11 protein-coding genes are annotated in these 14598 nt (G+C 58.0%); 7 read left to right on the top strand and 4 right to left on the bottom strand.

Annotated features, from left to right (window positions below; all coding sequences use genetic code 11):
- Positions 1 to 76: 76 nt before the first annotated feature.
- Positions 77 to 892 (bottom strand): oxidoreductase, encoded by an 816-nt coding sequence (locus tag BPNPMPFG_RS41665; RefSeq protein ID WP_258599459.1) that lies wholly within the window; start codon positions 890 to 892, stop codon positions 77 to 79.
- A 106-nt stretch (positions 893 to 998) separates the two neighbouring features.
- On the opposite strand from BPNPMPFG_RS41665, the gene BPNPMPFG_RS41660 reads away from it, so the two are divergent.
- Complete coding sequence (locus BPNPMPFG_RS41660; protein ID WP_258599457.1) at positions 999 to 1568, top strand: TetR/AcrR family transcriptional regulator; 570 nt, start codon at positions 999 to 1001, stop codon at positions 1566 to 1568.
- Positions 1569 to 1731: 163 nt separating this feature from the next.
- On the opposite strand, the gene BPNPMPFG_RS41655 is transcribed toward BPNPMPFG_RS41660, so the two are convergent.
- Positions 1732 to 2730, bottom strand: a complete 999-nt coding sequence (locus BPNPMPFG_RS41655; RefSeq protein WP_258599456.1) for a LacI family DNA-binding transcriptional regulator — start codon at positions 2728 to 2730, stop codon at positions 1732 to 1734.
- Positions 2731 to 2944: 214 nt separating this feature from the next.
- On the opposite strand from BPNPMPFG_RS41655, the gene BPNPMPFG_RS41650 reads away from it, so the two are divergent.
- From BPNPMPFG_RS41650 to BPNPMPFG_RS41625, 6 genes are all read left to right on the top strand, one after another.
- Positions 2945 to 3988, top strand: a complete 1044-nt coding sequence (locus tag BPNPMPFG_RS41650) for an ABC transporter substrate-binding protein (RefSeq protein WP_258599454.1) — start codon at positions 2945 to 2947, stop codon at positions 3986 to 3988.
- A gap of 27 nt (positions 3989 to 4015) precedes the next feature.
- Positions 4016 to 5053, top strand: a complete 1038-nt coding sequence (locus BPNPMPFG_RS41645; protein WP_258599518.1) for an ABC transporter ATP-binding protein — start codon at positions 4016 to 4018, stop codon at positions 5051 to 5053.
- A complete protein-coding gene (locus BPNPMPFG_RS41640; RefSeq protein ID WP_319946071.1) occupies positions 5050 to 5931 on the top strand; it encodes an ABC transporter permease in 882 nt (293 codons plus the stop codon). Before BPNPMPFG_RS41645 ends, BPNPMPFG_RS41640 begins: the two co-directional genes overlap by 4 nt.
- On the top strand, positions 5924 to 6715 hold the full coding sequence (locus tag BPNPMPFG_RS41635; RefSeq protein WP_258599453.1) for an ABC transporter permease: 792 nt from the start codon (positions 5924 to 5926) through the stop codon (positions 6713 to 6715). The genes BPNPMPFG_RS41640 and BPNPMPFG_RS41635 overlap by 8 nt, the downstream gene beginning before the upstream one ends.
- A gap of 15 nt (positions 6716 to 6730) precedes the next feature.
- A complete protein-coding gene (locus tag BPNPMPFG_RS41630) occupies positions 6731 to 7651 on the top strand; it encodes a phosphorylase family protein (protein WP_258599452.1) in 921 nt (306 codons plus the stop codon).
- Between the two features lie 1151 nt (positions 7652 to 8802).
- Positions 8803 to 9891, top strand: coding sequence for a YncE family protein (locus BPNPMPFG_RS41625; RefSeq protein ID WP_258599450.1), 1089 nt, complete (start codon positions 8803 to 8805; stop codon positions 9889 to 9891).
- Positions 9892 to 10572: 681 nt separating this feature from the next.
- On the opposite strand, the gene BPNPMPFG_RS41620 is transcribed toward BPNPMPFG_RS41625, so the two are convergent.
- Complete coding sequence (locus tag BPNPMPFG_RS41620; protein ID WP_413776983.1) at positions 10573 to 13185, bottom strand: bifunctional diguanylate cyclase/phosphodiesterase; 2613 nt, start codon at positions 13183 to 13185, stop codon at positions 10573 to 10575.
- Between the two features lie 299 nt (positions 13186 to 13484).
- Positions 13485 to 14351 (bottom strand): class I SAM-dependent methyltransferase, encoded by an 867-nt coding sequence (locus tag BPNPMPFG_RS41615; RefSeq protein ID WP_258599448.1) that lies wholly within the window; start codon positions 14349 to 14351, stop codon positions 13485 to 13487.
- Positions 14352 to 14598: the final 247 nt, after the last annotated feature.

The following is a 14598-nucleotide window of genomic DNA, read 5'->3' as shown; positions in this document are numbered from 1 at the left end:
GACACCTCAGAGCCGTGGCGTCTGACCAATTGTGTTGTGGTTGCCAGTCTCATATGCGTGAACTCCTCGCTGTGGTTCAGACCGGTAGGCGGAACTGCTTGCGCAGGGTCTTGTCGAACATCTCCGCGGGGGCGAAGCGGCGCAGCATGCTGACCTGACGCGCTGCCTTGCCAGCGGTATAGCGCCGTCGCGGACGGGAATCGGTTGCCGCCTTGACGACCACATCCGCCACCACTTCCGGCCGATCGGCTTTGGGCATCACATCGCGAAGCAGCGCTTCGACCCCGGCTCGGGCCTGATCGTATTCTTCCAACACCGAATCGGGCTCAATCCCGTTCTGGTCGAAGACGGTACGCACGTATGCCGGCTCGATGACCGAGACGCGAATGTTGAAGGCGCGCACCTCGTGGTCGAGCGATTCCGAATAGCCCTCGAGTGCGTGCTTGACCGCTGAGTAATGAGCTGAGTATGGCGAGGGGACTAATCCCAGAATCGAGCCGATGTTGATGATGCGCCCTTCGCCTTGCTGCCGCATCGACGGCAACACCGCATTGGTCATGCGGATGACGCCGAACAGATTGACGTCGAACAGAGCCTGCACCTGTGCGACCGAGGATTCTTCGGCGCCGCCAAGCAGGCCGACGCCGGCATTGTTGACCAGCAGATCCATCCGGCCGGTCTGCGCCAGCACAGTTGAAACGAGGGCGCTGACGGAGTCACCATCGGTCACGTCGCAAGACAGCATGGTCACCCCGTCCGGGCCGTTGCCGACCGTGCGCCGACTTGTCCCGAAGACGGTAAACCCTGCCCGCGCCAAGGCCTCGGCGCTGGCGCGGCCGATGCCCGACGAGGCGCCGGTCACAACAGCAGTTTTTCCAGAGTTCGCATTCATTTTTGATGCTCCAAAACTATCGGGGGCTAGCTTTCGTCCGCCGGTTCAATTATGATCATAATATAAAATTATGAACATAATGCAATAGCAGAAAGGAATAGCGGGCATGCGCTACGAAAAGGGCCGAAAGGACGCGTCACGCAGCCGGATCATGGAGGTCGCTACGGAACGCTTTCGGAATAACGGCATAGCGGCGTCCGGACTGGCAACCATCATGGGCGACGCCGGGCTGACGAACGGGGCCTTCTATCCCCACTTTCAATCAAAGGCGGCGCTTGTACGTGAAACGGTTGCTTCAGCTCTCGAGGATCAGTCAGACCAGATTGGGCAAGCATTGGCCTCCGGCGGTCTGATAGTGGCCATAGACACATATCTGTCGGCCGCGCACCGGGACAATCCTGGGAAGGGCTGCGCCTCTGCCGCGCTGCTGCCCGAAATCGCCCGTGAGCCACCCGAAACGCGTCAGCTTTATACCGAGCGTTGGCTGACCCAGGTGCGCCAGGTGTTGGCAGAGCTGCCGCCGCAAACTCCTGATCCGGAGAGCGTTGCGTTCGGCATCTTGGCGACCCTCATTGGCACGCTTCAGCTGGCCCGTGCCGTGGACGGAACGGAATTGTCGGATCGTATCCTTGCGGCGGGAGCAAATGCCGCAAAGGCGCTGATCCAGCCGGTTTAAGACGAGGTGCCTGATGGCGGCCGTATCTGCGGAACGGCAAAGGGCTCGGCATCATTGGAACCGCACTGTCAGGTTCGCCCAGGATCAAACCGAGACGGGGCAATACGGATGTCTGCTTTTCCCTTTTTGAGTATCTAACTCAGTCCGACTTCTTTCGGTCCGACTATTCGCTAGGGTCGAACTCACCTTTGAACAGGACTGTCTCCACTGGCCCGAGGGGATTGACGATCCGGCTCTCCAGGACTTCGACAAGTTTGCGCCCGACATCCGCCATGTCCACGAAATGAACTCCGATCTTCGCCGGCAGGAAGCGTGCCAGCCGCGTGCTGTCCCGAGTGACAATGTGGATGTCGCTCCCCGGCACAAGACCCCTTCTGCCAAGAGCGTGTAACGCCCCTAGAAGGCCCAGTTCGTTGGCACATGCCAAGCCCGTCGGCGGATCTGACCAGGCCAGCATGCGATCGAACCAGGCTGCGCTCGATTCCATGGTGAACATTCCATGACCGATCAGCGACTGGTCGATCGGAATACCGGCCTCGGCCATTGCCCGTCCATAGCCGGCGAGACGCATGGCACTCGCCTGATCCTCCGGAACGAGAAGTTGCAGCGCAATGCGTCGACAGCCTTTATCCATGAGCCGTCGGGTCGCCTCGTAGGCAATCTGTTCATTGTCGATGTCGACATAAGGATACGCGGTATCCAGGTCGGTTCTTCCAAACGCGACGAATGGCATCCGTCTATCTAGCAGCAGCTTGACGCGCGGATCACCCGAGACCATGCGCGTGATAATCAGTCCGTCTGTGCTGCCCGCCTGAAGCTGCCGCCGCACACTCTCGACGGGATCGTCATCGGGGGTGGTGGAATAGATGGACAGACTATAACCCGCTTGCCGCGCCGCCAGCGTCATGCCTTCTATCAAAGGAAGCTTCAACAGATCGGACAGGTAGTCGCGTGTCTCCATCGGAAGCACTGCCGTCAGCGTCAGGGTTCGTCCGGTTTTCAGCGCGCGACCATGATGATTTGGCACATAGCCGACCCGCTTCGCCGCCTCCTTGACGCGCGCCATGGTCGAGGGATGCACCTCCGCCCCATCCTTCAGAGCGCGGGACACCGTGGTCACCGAAAGGGAAAGTTCCGCCGCGAGCTGTTTTAGATTGGCCATACCGCCAGACTTCATTTGCGAAAGCGCCGGCTGATTTTGCTGGGCATCGTAACGTTACCGGATTCGGCCTATCGGGTAAATCGAAGCTCACCGAACCTGAGCGGAGCGAGCTGGGAGCGGCTTGACTTCTGGGACTTTTGCGGTAATCGTAACGTTACGATTGATAAAAATACCGTCTATTCGACATTTTTAGGATCCGGAGGAGGAGAAACCAATGTCTTGGCTACTACACATTTCCCTGGCGGCGATCGCAATCTCGGCTGCCTTGCCCGTCCATGCTGAAACAGTCACCATCACGACCGCAGGTGGCGATTATGGCAACGCCATGAAGGAAGCCATGTGGGCCCCCGCTGCAAAAGAGCTTGGCTATGATGTCCGCGAGGAGACCCTGAGCGACGGCCTGGCCGCCTTGAAGATGCAGGTCACTTCTGGGGCCATCACGACCGACGTCATTCACCTTGGCTCACCGGAAGGCGCGCAGGCGGCCGCACAGTCGCTGCTGGAGCCGCTTGACTACAAGATCATCGATCCCAAGTCCGTGCCGGATGGTGCAAAGTCCGACTACTGCTATCCCTTCGACTCTTATGGCACCGTCATGTCGTGGAACACCAAAACCTATGGCGAGAATCCGCCGAAGACGTGGGCGGAGTTCTGGGATGTTGCCAAATTCCCGGGCCGTCGCGCTCTGCGCGCCAATGCACAGGACTCGATCGAGATCGCACTGCTCTCCGACGGCGTGGCGCCGGCCGACGTCTATTCCGTGCTCAGCACGCCGGAGGGTCTGGATCGCGCCATCAAGCGGCTCGAAGCGATTAAACCAAATGTCTCGGTGTGGTGGACCTCGGGCGCTCAGTCGGCGCAGTTGCTGAAAGACGGGGAGGCGGATTTGATCATTACCTGGAACGGACGGGCAGAGACTGTGAAAAAAGACGGCGGCGCGGCCGACTACACGTTCAAGGGTTCCGTCATTGGCACCGACTGTCTCGCAGTGCCGAAGGGGGCGCCGAACAAGGAAGCAGCCATGAAGCTCATCGCGGCGATGACACAGCCTGCGCGCGTGGCCAAGCTGACCGATTTTATTGCCTACGGCCCAGTCAATCCTGCTGGCTATGAGGGTGGCCTCATCCCTAAGGACCGTCTGAAGACCCTTGCGACCGCGCCTGAAAATGCTGGCACTTCGGTATTTTCGAATGCAGACTGGTGGGTCAAGAATGGCGAGGCTGCCCAAAAAGCCTTCGATGAGATGATGGCTCGCTGAGTCTCGGCTTTAAGGCCGAAGCACATGATGAAGTCGCTCCCGATCACCATCGACAGCGTGCGCAAGACCTATGGATCTTACGTCGCGCTGGACGATGTCTCGCTCGACATTCAGGCTGGCGAGTTCCTCACGCTGCTGGGGCCGTCCGGATCGGGCAAGACCACGTTGCTCATGACCCTGGCTGGATTTGTCCGGCCCGATGGCGGTAAGCTCCTGTTGGGGGATAGGGACATCACCCGCCTGGCCCCCAACAAGCGGGACATCGGCATCGTGTTTCAGAACTATGCCCTGTTTCCCCACATGAACGTCCTGTCGAATGTCGAATATCCGTTGGTACTGCGCAAGACGCCGAGAGCGGAGGTCCGAAAGCGGGCGTCTGAGGCCTTGGCCCGCGTGAAGCTGGACGGTCTGTCGGAGCGCAACATTGCCGCGCTATCCGGCGGACAGCGCCAGCGGGTAGCGCTGGCGCGGGCGATCGTCTTCGAGCCACGCGTGATGCTGATGGACGAACCGTTGTCTGCGCTCGACAAGAATCTGCGCGAAACCATGCAGTACGAGATCCGGCGTCTGCACGATGATCTGGGGATCACCACAATCTATGTGACGCATGACCAGCGCGAAGCACTGATTATGTCAGACCGGGTCGCGGTAATGAATTCCGGCCGCATCCAACAGATCGATACGCCGCAGCGGATTTATAATCATCCATCGACCCGCTTCGTCGCGGAATTCATGGGCGAGGCCAACATTATAGCCCCAGGCTTGGTGCGCAGAATCGACGGCGCCGATGCATCGCCCGAAGCCCTGATGATCCGCGCGGAAAGCTTCCATCTTGATCAGAAGCTCGTGGGGCGAGATGGCGTCGCGCTCGAAGGAACACTGCACGCCAAGGCGTTTCGCGGCGAGAACTGGCTTTTGACGCTGGCGCTTGACGGCGGCCAAGAGGTTCTTGTCTGCATTCCGGCAGCCCTGGCCAGAGGCTGCGCCGAGCTCGCCACAGGTCAGCGGATTACCGCATATGCACCAGCCGCGAAAGTTCACGCGATACCGGGAGCAAGAGCGTGACCGTCATGGCGGATCCCGCGCTCGCCGCAGATGCGCGACGAGAGCGGCGGTTCTTCCTCTCGCTTTCGCTGCCAGCGCTGTTCATCGTTGGACTGGCGGCGATACTGCCCATCCTGTGGATCATTCGGCAATCCTTCCTGACCACGGGAGGCGAATACACTTTCGGCAATTACGAGAAGGTGCTTTCGAGCGGACTGACATGGTCGGCGCTCGTTACAACCCTTGAACTGTCCCTGGGCACGCTGGCGATCTGCATTCTACTCGGTACCCCCTTGGCGCTCGCCCTGGCCAGCGCCAGACCAAGGGTGGCCAATTTGCTGATGGCCTTCGTCATGCTGCCGTTGTGGACCTCCATTCTGGTGCGCACCTATGGCTGGCTCGTGCTGTTGCGGCGCGATGGCCTGATCAACGCGGCTTTGACAGGTTCAGGCCTGACAGCAGAGCCATTGCCGCTGGTCTACAACTTCACAGGAACGCTCATCGGCATGGTTCACTACATGTTGCCGCTTTTTCTGCTGCCCGTTTATGCCGCAATGCGCGATATCGATTCGAACCTCATACGCGCGGCGGCGAGCATGGGAGCCTCACTGGGGCAAGTGATCCGCACAGTCATTCTTCCTCTTTCGGCCGGCGGCATCTTCTCGGGGTCGATCATCGTCTTCATCTATACCCTAGGCTTCTTCATCACGCCGGCGGTGCTTGGCGGCGGCAAGGTAAATCCTCTTTCCACCCGGATCGAGCGCACGCTATCGACCTTCCAGGATTGGGGCTCGGCGAGCGTCTTGGGCATTCTGCTCCTCGTTCTTATGGCGCTGATCGGAGTGATGTTCCTGGCGGCGAGGCGACTGATGATGCGCAACGGTGCGGCCCATGCTTGAGGCCTATCCGGACAACAGGCTGGTCCGCATCCTTCTGTGGGGCTTTTCCGCACTCGTAATGGCGTTTTTGATGCTGCCAACGCTCGTGGTCGTGCCGCTGTCCTTTTCGGCGTCCGATCTTCTTGAGTTTCCTCCGCGGGCATATTCATTGCGCTGGTACGAGCATTTCTTCGGTTCGGCGACGTGGATGGCCGCGCTTAGGACGAGCATGATCCTTGGAACATTGACGGCGATGCTCGCCGTGCCCCTGGGGCTGCTGGCCTGCATTTCGATAAATCGGCTCGGCGGAAAGGCCGCTGTTGCCATTCAGGGCATTCTGCTCAGCCCGTCCATCATGCCAGGAATTCTGCTTGCGATCGGTCTCTTTTTCGTGCTGGCGGCGCAACATCTGGTCGGAACGCTGTTCGGCGTGCTGGTCGGGCACGTGGTGCTGGCCATTCCTGTCGTGTGCATTGTGCTGTTGCCCGCTCTGACCCGCTTTGACTGGAACCAGGTTCAGGCGGCGCGCAGCCTCGGCGCGAACTGGGCGAGAGCCATTGGTGGCATAATTGTTCCGCAGCTTCAGATCAGCTTACTGTCGGCCATATTGATGGCATTCCTGACTTCCCTTGACGAGTCCGTGATTTCGATCTTCGTCTCAAGTGGTCAAAACAGCACGCTGCCGAAGCTCATGTTCATATCTCTGCGCGATCAGATCGATCCGACCATCGCGGCGATCTCAACGGTGTGGACCGCTATCGTCGTGGTCGTCGTCTTGATCGTGACCCTTCGCCAAAAATCATGACCGAGAATTGGAAACATGCTCACAAATCTGCACGCAGCCGGTGCGCCGGCGGATCATTCAGCGGACATACCTCAGGTAGGATTGGCCATCATCACAGGGTCGGCAAACTGGGGCCTGGCCTTTCCGGAGGATGTCGAATTCGATGGCGTGCGCACCTTGCGGCGTGACATGAGTTTTGAAACGCCTTTCGGCCGCAGCGACAACTGGAAGGTGCTCGAGTTCGATGCCTCGATTACCGCGGAAGGCAGAACGAAACGTGCGTTGTGCATGTATTCGCACGGCAATCCGCGCGACCACATCGACCATTCCTGTCATCGCCGCGCGTTCTGGGTATTGATGACCGCGGGTGTAAAGCAAGTCCTGTCCTGCTCGACCATTGGCGCCGTCAACAAGGCGATCCAACCCGGCGACATGGTGGTGACCGCCGATATCATCGAACTGACGCAGACGCCTTTTTCACTGCTTCCAGACCGCCAGAGCTTCGACTGCTCGGGCAAGCAGATCGTATGTCCACGATGTGCGGCGGTTCTGGTTGAGACGGCCCGCCGTCATTGGCCAGCCGAATGCCGCGTTCATGGCATTGAACAGCAGTTGGTGGCTGCCCATTGTTATGGGCCGCGACTGACAACCCCAGCCGAGGCTTTGGCGTATCGCGGCATGGGGGCCGATGTACTCAACCATTCGATCGCCCCTGAGGCTACCTTGTCGCGCGAAATCGGCGCGTGTTTCGTGCCTCTTGCGTTTGTAACGGCAGGTTTCAACGATTACATGGACCGCAATCGCCAAGCATTGCTGCAGGACGACGTGTTGCCGAACCTCTCTATGACAGCCTCGCGGGTTGCGCTGGAGACCGCGGCACGTCTTCCGGTCAATCCTGAATGCTCTTGCCACGGTTTGAAGTCGCCCCAACCCGCAGAGCGTTCTACCCGGTTCTGAAGCAGCGAGGGAGTCTGGATCGTTCACTCACGACGATGCTCGCGCCGAACTGAGAGTCCCCTTTTGAAGGTCCCATGCCCGGAGCGTCCGGGCCGATTGCAACCCAAAATAGGACGTTCGGAACGTCGATCCCTGATGTCGGCTTCTCGCATGGAGCAGACCGAACCGGCACAGAAATACGTTCCTCTATCGGTCGGCATCTGAACCAAAGCGTCCGCGCGCCCGTCCTACGGTGCAAATCTGAGTGCTGCCCATATGAGCAAAGCTCAACCACGCCGCGCATCTTTTGACGATCACTCCCGCAGAAAATGAATGAATCCGACCCATAATCGGTCCAATTGACGTACAGTCAGTTAATGGGAAAGCTTGCACGATTGCTTACGGGCGCGATGCCCTGCACAAACGAAATTTAGTCGATGGCTATCTAATCTATTGAAATAAAAGTGAAAATTGGCGCACCCGACAGGATTCGAACCTGTGACCTCTGCCTTCGGAGGGCATCGGCTATCCTCTGTCCCCAAAATTGGAAGATTGTCGACTAAACTGCGGGCCGTCGATAGCAGAAGAACGCCTCTTCGATAGTGGGTCTCGCGATGTAGCGGTCTTCCGACTCGAACCCCTGTAGGCGAGCGAACGCTACGCCTAGGCGGATCTCGCTACTATGAACTGCCGAAGGGCATTCAGGTCCAGACCGAGTGCGAAGATCAAGCTAGCCCAATAGCGTGCCTTGATGCCCCAATCTCTTTCACAAGCGCCCGCAATTCGGCTGGAGGCGCGAGACAGAAAGTTCGAAAAGCCTCCAAGAACCCGACGCCGCCTCGTGGAGCGCGCGGGTCACGTCCGCGTCGCCAGCCTTCGAGATGCAGAGTCCGTGAGAAGCCAAGCGCATCACCAAGCAACGGCAGATCAGCCAACCACGAAGGCCCGTTTGTGTGGAAACCCAGCCAAAAAGAACCGGGCGGTGCGGATTCCCACACAAACGGGGCCTTTTTGGCGATCGTCGCTTCGGCAAAAATACTGCCTTATCAACAACATAGACAAGAGGCCACGACACTACGCTTATTGGCACGCAATGTGCTTGGAGATGGAGGCGACGAACAGCGATCAATGCCTGTTGTCGAAAATGACGTTCTCACGGGAGGAGACTCACAATGCTATCCAAGCCAATACGTGCAACGCTGGCGGTCGCCGCTATCGTTTTTAGTGCCACATGTGGCGCACAGGCGCAGGATCCGCAGAAATTCTATCAGTTGCAATCCGTTGTCGAGTTAGGTGGCAGCGGTACATCCTGGGACCACATCGATTACGATCAAACCAAGAAACTCGTTTATCTCAGTCGCCGGGCCGACGGCCTGACAGTCGTCGACGCTAACAACGGCAAAGTCGTTGCAAATGTCGCAAACGCTAAAGGAACCGGCTCTGTGGCCTTCGCGCCAAAGCTCGACCGCGGTTTCACTGCTAACACGGACGGCTCAACTTCAGTCTTCAAGCTGTCGGATTTTTCACCTGTCGACCGGATCAGCTTCGGCGACAATTTTGACGGCGTGGTCTATGACGAGGGTACAAACATCCTCGCCTATCAGCAGGCCGACAATTCAAGGGAACTGCTGGTCGATGCCGCTACGATGAAACTGGCGACTACGATCGAGGTTGAAGGCGATCAGCTTGAACGCCCTACCCTGGATGGCAAAGGTAACTTGTACTTACCGCTGCGCGATAAGAGCGCTGTTTACAAAATCGATTTGAGGGCCAAGAAAATCGTCGCGCATTGGGACGTTTCAGAAAAATGCACGGAGCCGTCGGGAGCAGACTATGACGCAGCCACCGATCGGCTGTTTCTGGGCTGCCGTGGTAAGCAAACGAACCCGCAGCTCGTGGTTGTCGACGGCGCCAGCGGCAAAACCGTTGCGAGCGCGCCGATTGGACGCGGCGTTGACGATGTGATCTTCGATCCCGCGACCAAGCTCATCTATACAGCCAACGGTCTGGACGCCAATGTCGTCGTCTACAAGCAGGGCGATGGGGACAAATATAGCTTGAGCGAGGCTTTCTCGACCCGTGCAGGTATGCGCGTAATGCGCCTCGATACAGAAACAAAGCTGATCTATGGCATGACGGCTGATTACACTGTCGATCCTTCCAAGAAGAATCTGGCTGCCATTTCGCCCTTCTATCCCAACAGGATCTTTCCGGACACGTTCGTGATGTTGACCTACGGGCGCGGCGCACCGGCCAAATAATTAGGCATATACCACCGCGAGCGGCCCACCAGCGGCCGCTCGCCAAATCGGACTCGCCCACGATCCGACGACGGTGAGACAGCCACAGGCTGTCCAGGCGTGCGGTTGCGCGATGGGCGGGCGCGGTGACAAGCTAACGGACGGGCCGGCGCTACCGAAGGCGAGAAAAAAGCGCTTGCAGATAGGGCGACAAGTCAGTTAGCGGGCCGTGCCCCTGAAGCAGGAAGAACCGCTAGCATCACGATGACCCAGCCCGAGCCAGAGACTGCGCGTTTTCATGCGGCCCACACTCGCCATTAGCCTGTTATCAGTTCCGCAGCGATGCGACTGCCCCCAAATCATGATGTCGGCACGATCGAAGCGGATTTGCGTGCCGCTGGCTTTTCAACCAACCGGATCGAAACGCTAAGCAGATAAACGCCCGCCACACCATTCCGCGGTCGCGCCGTGGAATGAAGTCGAAGCGCCACCGAGGTGCTTGCGAAGGCGCATAGAGACCGGCAGTCTCCTGGAAAATTTCAGGCTCATGCAATTGTTGCAAGCGTCTAGATTCACCGGGCGCGCCGAAAAACCAGCCAGAAAAAACCTCCTGATGCCAACCGCTCTGGCCGCAGTGTCAGCCGATTATCATCTCTGTGCACATTTGCGAAGCCGGCAGGCAGCAAACGCCGGGTCTAGCATTCAGCTGGCCACGCGCAGACGCCGAGATCGAACCAAGACCTTTAGGCCGTCGGAATCCAACGCCTGCCCGAAAGCGTAACCCTGCAGTATGTCGCAGCCCAAGACCTTGAGTACCCGTGCGTGCTCCATCGTCTCGACGCCTTCCGCAATGACCTCGATACCCAAGGACTTGCCGATTTCAATGATCGACGAAACAACCTGCCTTCGTTGCTGCGATTCGACAATTGGGATGACCAGCTGCCGATCTATCTTCAGTCGGCGAGGCTGCAGCTTGAGCAGGCTGACTATGGAGGCATAGCCCGTACCGAAATCATCTATCTCTATATCAATGCCGAGTTGTTTAATCTGATCGACATTCCAAGTTACCAAATCATCGCTTTCGTCAAGGAAAATGGACTCAACAAGCTCGAACGAAACTGTTCCCTTCTTGATATTCAGTTCTCTCAAGCTCTTTATGAGTTCTTCGTCCTGAAGGCGCCGAGCCGAAACGTTGACTGATACGCGTGGTATATGAAGTCCCGCAGCGGACCAGCCTTCAAAATCTGAAAGCGCCTGGTTCAGTATGGTTCGATCGATCGTCGAGACGACGTTTAGCTCTTCTGCAATCCTTAGGAAGACATCCGGCGATAAAACACCCTTCTTTGGATGTCTCCATCGCGCAAGCGCCTCGACTCCGACAAGTTCGAGCGTTTTTGCGCTAAATTGGGGCTGGTAGAAGGCTATGAACTCGTTGCGCTCAAGGCCACCAAGCACCTCATCCGCAATCCGCTTTGTGTCGACGATTTCGCTTTGCATCGCCTCAGTGAAGAATTCGTGCCGATTGCGCCCACGACTCTTTGCTCGGTAAAGCGCGATGTCGGCGTTCATCAGCAGGTGCTTGGCTTCGACGTCTTTTCCGTTGTCGACTGCAATTCCCACGCTAACACCAAACCGGCATCGGTGGCCCTGGTAGTAGACGGGTTCGCGCATCTGGCTGATGACGCGGTCAGCCAGCAGCGCCAGTTGCTTGATTTCGTCATGCACTATGCACAGGATGACGAATTCGTCTCCTCCGATCCGAGCGACGAATCCTCCATCCTCGACCTTGGATCGAAGGACGGTAGATGCGTGAACCAACATCGCGTCGCCCGCGGCGTGGCCAAGCGTATCGTTGATATGCTTGAACCGATCCAGGTCGATGTGAAGCAGGGCCGCTTGACCGCCGTCGCGCCTGGCGTTGGCTGCGTACTGTTCCAATACCTGGTCGAGGTAACGACGGTTGGGCAAACCGGTCAGCGAATCATGAAGCGCGATATGCTCGATGCGCGCCTTGGCCGCCTCGAGTTCGGCATTTCTCGACTCGGACAGTTGTTTTGCGCGAACCAGATCGCTGTTTAGCAGGACGTCGGCTGTGACATCCCATTCCGCACCAATCATTTTGGGCGTCTCATTTGGGGCTTCGTATATGGTCGCCTTAGATCGGACATGACGAATCTCGCCATCCGGACGAACAATCCGGTATTCCGACGAATATGTTCCGCGGCTGGCCACGGCATTGTCGAAATCTGCGTGGGCGGCGGCCAAATCCAGGGGGTGAATTGCGCCTGCCCAATCCGAGTAGCCGCGACGTCCTCCATCGCTGGGTTTGCCATATATTTCATTGACCCGCTCGTCCCACGACAGGTCATTGGTCGCGAGATCGTGTTCCCAAACGCCAATAGCAGATGCCTCCAAAGCGAGTTCTAGGCGTCTCGACAATCGACGCAGTTCCGCATAGTTGCGCTGTCTCTCGCCGATCAGACGACCTGCGACCAGGAATGGGATCACAACCAGCGCCCCGGCCGCGGCCATGATCGCGCGCAAGAACCACGCGTTGCTGGGCGTCGAAGGCCAGCCGTTTTTGGGGATGGCTGCGATCTGCCACGATCCTGACGGGAGCAGAACTTCGGCCGTCACTGGATTGTTTTTGCGGACGCCCACATCGCCGAAGAATTGATCTCCGCTTGGGCCGAGGGCGTCTTTACCGATGAGCGCGATGTCAATCCCGAGATCATCGTCGAACAGGCCGCTCGCCTTGTAAAGGCGCTGCACGTCGACAACAGCGGAAATGATGCCCCAGAACCTTTCAGTGTTGCCCGCACTCGGCACGAAAACTGGAAACCGGCCGATGAACCCTTGGCCTCCCTGCTTCAACTCGACCGGACCGGCAAGAATCAACGTGCGCCCGTCTCTCGCCCGTAGCGCGGCGTCGCGCTGCCGATCGTCTTTACGGTAATCGAGGCCTACGGCTTTCTCGTTGCCCTTTAGCGGGTACACCAAGGAAACGACCAGATCGGGTGCGCCGGCAATGTTGTTCAATTGCGAGCCCTCGCCAAACAGGTTACTCGCGAGTGAGGCGAAGCGTTGCTGTCCCATGTAGGGTTCAGTCACGACCGTCGCGACCAGCCCATGCACAAGTTGAAGGTTTCCGTTGATATTCCCTTCCAGCTTGGCGCGGATCAGATTGACCTTGGCCAAGACATCCGCGCGGACGGCTTGGTCCGAGACGATTTTGTTCTGATGGTCCGCATACGCCGCGCTGATGGCAAGAACCAAAACCGCCACTGCCGCCGGAATATTCGCCGACGAAAACACGGCATCCTTTATGCCGCCTAGCCTAGCGCCGAAAAGAGCCAATAGGGTGAAAACCCCCTTGTGTTATCCAGGTTCTCGGATCGACCCGCCGATAGAACATTAGCTTTCATTAATTAATTTTGAACTTCACAGTCCTGAAAACTTTGCACTGTCCGACCGCTCGAGGTCATTCTGGCTCGACACCGGAGGGGTTGGAACCAGCCGCCACGCAATGAGGCAACGTGACGGCTGGGGACGATTCCCAGGTTGGGGTAATCGTGCTCCGGCGATGACAATGCAAAACCGGATTAACAGTAGAACTAGTGGCCCTCAATCGCTTTGGGAGCAACAAGGTATGGTATCTTGCCGACGCTTCGCTTCGTCGCGCCGATGGAATAGGCCATTGGGATCTTGGGAGAGTTGCTTGGCAAGCCGTACATATCCTTGCCGGCCCTCACTGCAAATGAAAAGTGCTGCCACGAAACCGTGTCATGCTCATTCAGAAAATCGAGCGTCAGCCCCGCTGAAATCAGCGCATTCACCACGTCGCTGATCGGATGGATCCACTCATAATAGCGAGGATGCTTCAAAATGCGGTCGTCGCCGGTATAGGTCCGTTCCTCGTTCCATGCGAGCGGCCGAGCTATAGGCGTTCGCCAATCGTGCTTAAACTCCAGCGCCGCGGCCTTGCGGTCACACTGGAACATCAAAGGATGGCCCTCGGCCATATAGAGCCGCCCGCCTGGTCGCAGAAGCTCGGCAACGACTCGCGCCCAGCGGAATACATCGTCCAGCCAGTTTACAGAACCCCAGGTAACGTAAGCGATGTCAAAGGTTCGGCCGAGCGCTTCGACGGCCTCGAACAGTGGCGCTTCCACGAAGCGCACATCAACGCCTGCCTTCGCGGCGAAATCCCGCGCAGCTGCGATCGCGGTCGGCGAAAAGTCGAGACCAGTCACGCTGCCCGCGCCGAGATTCTTCAGGCTGATCGTGTCGAGCCCGATATGACACTGCAAGTGTACGATATCCCTGCCGAAAATATCGCCGACCTCGCCCGTTTCCAGTTCATAGAGATTGGAGCCGCCTGCCAGCACATTTTCAATCTGGTAGCTGCCCGTTGTGTCGGTCGAATGCAGTTCGGCCCGATCATCCCAATTAAGGCGGTTCGCACCCAGAAACGGTTCCAAATTTTCCCCCAGTTCCCCGCGATGACTGACGCTTGGTAAACAAGTCGTTAATATTGTTGCAGTGAAAGGGTCGCGCGTCAAATTCGAGGCCCGGAGGGTCGTGGAGTGGGCCCCTTGAGCCGGACGGATGGTTTTCAGTAATTGACCGGATAGCGGGGCTTTCATGAAAGCCCATGGCAAAGCACCGGACCCACAGCGTCGAGTTCAAGCGGCAGGTTTCGCAGGAATTTTCGGCAGCGAGACCCTG

It is taken from the genome of Mesorhizobium sp. AR07 (genome assembly GCF_024746815.1).
Taxonomy (GTDB): domain Bacteria; phylum Pseudomonadota; class Alphaproteobacteria; order Rhizobiales; family Rhizobiaceae; genus Mesorhizobium.
The sequence above is the reverse complement of the archived record's forward strand: the minus strand, read 5'-3'. Positions and strand labels throughout refer to the sequence as shown.

Coding starts and splice junctions, on each gene's coding strand:
- BPNPMPFG_RS41665 (WP_258599459.1), bottom strand. CDS start 892: ATGAATGCGAACTCTGGAAAAACTGCTGTTGTGACCGGCGCCTCGTCG.
- BPNPMPFG_RS41660 (WP_258599457.1), top strand. CDS start 999: ATGCGCTACGAAAAGGGCCGAAAGGACGCGTCACGCAGCCGGATCATG.
- BPNPMPFG_RS41655 (WP_258599456.1), bottom strand. CDS start 2,730: ATGGCCAATCTAAAACAGCTCGCGGCGGAACTTTCCCTTTCGGTGACC.
- BPNPMPFG_RS41650 (WP_258599454.1), top strand. CDS start 2,945: ATGTCTTGGCTACTACACATTTCCCTGGCGGCGATCGCAATCTCGGCT.
- BPNPMPFG_RS41645 (WP_258599518.1), top strand. CDS start 4,016: ATGAAGTCGCTCCCGATCACCATCGACAGCGTGCGCAAGACCTATGGA.
- BPNPMPFG_RS41635 (WP_258599453.1), top strand. CDS start 5,924: ATGCTTGAGGCCTATCCGGACAACAGGCTGGTCCGCATCCTTCTGTGG.
- BPNPMPFG_RS41630 (WP_258599452.1), top strand. CDS start 6,731: ATGCTCACAAATCTGCACGCAGCCGGTGCGCCGGCGGATCATTCAGCG.
- BPNPMPFG_RS41625 (WP_258599450.1), top strand. CDS start 8,803: ATGCTATCCAAGCCAATACGTGCAACGCTGGCGGTCGCCGCTATCGTT.